This window comes from Helicobacter pylori SA37A (assembly GCF_000476015.1).
In the GTDB taxonomy this organism is placed as follows: domain Bacteria; phylum Campylobacterota; class Campylobacteria; order Campylobacterales; family Helicobacteraceae; genus Helicobacter; species Helicobacter pylori_DB.
The window spans coordinates 1-2,861 of the sequence record NZ_CBOO010000031.1 but is presented as its reverse complement, the minus strand read 5'-3'; the positions used below and the strand labels follow the sequence as shown (position 1 = coordinate 2,861).

The window sequence follows — 2,861 nt, the reverse complement described above, 5'->3', positions numbered from 1 at the left end:
GATTTTTTCTTTAAACTTCTCTTTACGCTTAAAGCCTTCTAGCGTTTCTTTAAAATCCTCTTCATTTTTCTTATAAAGTTTTTCCCAACACCTATCAGCAAAATCCTTTTCTTCCTTTTCCTTTTTTTGTGTTAAAACTTGCAAGCTTGCTTCATTTTTTATTTTCTTTTCATTCTCTTTGTTTATTGATTCTTTCTTGATTTCAATTTTTTCTAAATTCTCGTTTGTTTTTTTACCGAGCGTAAAAATGCCTTTAACTTGAGAGTTTCTAAATTGCTCTTCTTTAAATTGCTTGTTATAAACTTCAATCTTTAAATCCTCACTGTTATACCACTCTATTTTACTATTAGCGAACTTGTCTTCAATCCCATTTTCAGCTAGATTTTTTAAAAAACTAGAAGTGGTTGTCTTACCGCTCCCATTAGCCCCATAAATTAAATTGATAGAATTTAAATCCTTAAAACTCGCCCCATTTTCATCAAAAGTTGCCACCTTTTTTAATGAGATTTGAGAAATCCCACTGCTTACATTCTGCTGTTGTTTGTCTTTATTGCCATTACTATTCACGCTCACTCCTAATTCACAATATTATCTCAAAATGTACCACAAAGACTAATCCTCCAATTCTCTCCCATCATACCCAAGCTCTAGCGCTTTCACTTGCCCTATCGCATTACCCGCAATGCCCTTGATAGAGCCATACATGTTAATCGTGCCCTCAAACACTTTGTCAATTTGCTTTTCCCTGCTTTTCCAAATCCTATTCATCGCGCGTTTTTCGCTTTCTAAATCCGCTCTCAATTGCTCAAACCCCTCTATAATCGCATTCACTTGCATAGAAAATTCAGAGCTTGTCAAATAATGATAGAGCAGATTCACTTTATCGCCCTTATTTTCCTGACTTTTTTTAGCCAAACTCACTTGAATAACCCCCTCTCTTAACACCGCGCTCAACCCCTTAAACTCTTCAAACGAACACACCCACACCCCTTCAAATAACCCCATCCTCTCCATCTCTTTAGGCAGCGCTTCGCTCACAATGACCCCCACATCAGCCCCAATCTCTCGCATGTCGCTTTTAAGCTTTTCCACCCAAGCTTTTTGAAATTCTTTAGTGCGTTTGCTCTCATAATAAATTTTCCCGCAATTTTGAAATTCCCTAGTGTGCACCACTTGAATGCAATCGCCCCCTCTTTGCCCTTTTTTGATTTCTTCAACACTATCTAGGGGGAATTTTTGCCTCAAAAACTCTTCAATCGCTAATTCTTGCACCTCGCCTTGGAATTGCTGCGAGCTTAACTCCGCCTTTCTTTGAGCGTTTTTCAACTCATTCCTTAACATTTCTAATTGCTCTTCTTGCTGCTTGAATTTCAATTCATTTTTTTCATGCAAGGCTTTTTCTATTTTTTCCCTTTCCAGATCCAATTTTTCATTCAATTTTTTTTCATTTTCAGCCTTCAATCGGCTCTCTGCTTCGTTATTTTCTCTTTTGAGCCTTTCAATTTCCGCTTCTTTTTGGTGCAATTCCTGGACTTGTTTGGACTTCTCGTCTAATTCTTTTTGCAACAATTCCAAGCCCTTTTGCTGCTCTAAAAAAGCGTTTTTCCTGGCTTCTTCAATGATTTTAGCCCTTTCATCTTGCAAGGCTAAAGCGCTCGCTTGTTTGACCGCCTCATCAAATTTGGCCTTTTGCTCTTTCTCTCGCTCTTTTAGGGCCTCTTCTTTTTGCTCTAAATTTTTGAAATAGCTTTGATACTGCGCTCTTTTTTCATTCACCTCTTTTTCAAACTCTTTTTGTTGGGCTAAAAACTTATTTTGATTTTCTAACTCAATCTGTTTGTATAGCACTTCTCTCACATCAATGAGCGTTTGGCACTTGGGGCATGTGATTTGATCTTCTTGCATGATTTTCCTTTAAGATTTGGTTTTTTATATTTTATAATAGAATGAGATCAATTTAACTTAAGCAGGTTTTATCCAATAAGTTCAGTAAAATAGGGCTTTTGAATAAGGAGTTATTAACATGGATATTTATTATAAAAACAGACATAATAAAGGGCATGAGCAACAAGAAGAACGCCCTTATTTTGTCATCTATGAAAACAAGGACTTTTTCTTAGTATTCCCACAAACAACAAAAAATAAAAAAGGCAAAAAATACCTTTCGCATAAAAACCACATTATAAATGAAGAAAATGAGATAAAACAAAAATATAAAAACAATTGCTTTTGGAGGTGTTATCAAACTCAATCCACACAATAGAAATCCCTTATTAAAACCCTACAGCGCATTTATTGCGCTTTCTTGTGCTCAATTCCATTATTCGGGCATGCACCTAGTTGCCCCCTATGAAAACGATTCTATTATTTTTGAGTTATTGCATTGATTTTCAGGCACGCAATTTTGAACGCCAACAACTTGTTCAATTAGATCCGAAGAAATTAAAACTCAAATCCTTGAGCGTTTAAAACTCTAGAAATATAGGGCATTAAAAATCAAAAATAATCCCCACCCCCTTATGAATTTCACTATAACTATAATTATAAAACTTCAAACTATAAAAATAAGGCTTTAAACACCAATACTTGATAAGAACAGAGTTTTCAAATCCAAACGCATTCATAATCAGCTCAGACCCACCAAAAACACCAAAAACAAAACTCAAACACAAGAAAAACAAGGCGAAACAACAAAAGCCATAAGCAGTAAAAATCCAAATCAAGCGATTAAAATCATTAAACATTAAACATTAAACATTAAAAAACAAGCAAAAGTCATAAGCAGTAAAAAAACAAACGATTAAGACATAAAAATTAAAACGCAATAAGATAAGAAATAACAAACACAAGCAAGTAAAACA

General features: G+C 34.8%; 2 protein-coding genes and 1 pseudogene. 1 reads left to right on the top strand and 2 read right to left on the bottom strand.

Going from position 1 to position 2,861, the window contains the following annotated elements:
- Together QT76_RS07725 and QT76_RS07720 are read right to left on the bottom strand one after the other, a co-directional pair.
- Nucleotides 1–567 (bottom strand): AAA family ATPase (locus QT76_RS07725; RefSeq protein WP_033617273.1); only part of this gene is annotated, 567 nt, incomplete at its 3' end.
- Nucleotides 568–612: 45 nt separating this feature from the next.
- The gene (locus tag QT76_RS07720; RefSeq protein ID WP_033617272.1) at nucleotides 613–1,905 is read right to left on the bottom strand and encodes a DUF2130 domain-containing protein; all 1,293 of its coding nucleotides are present in this window, start codon (nucleotides 1,903–1,905) and stop codon (nucleotides 613–615) included.
- A 274-nt stretch (nucleotides 1,906–2,179) separates the two neighbouring features.
- Here QT76_RS07720 and QT76_RS08690 point away from each other — a divergent pair.
- A pseudogene (locus QT76_RS08690) lies at nucleotides 2,180–2,477 on the top strand (hypothetical protein).
- Nucleotides 2,478–2,861 lie beyond the last annotated feature (384 nt).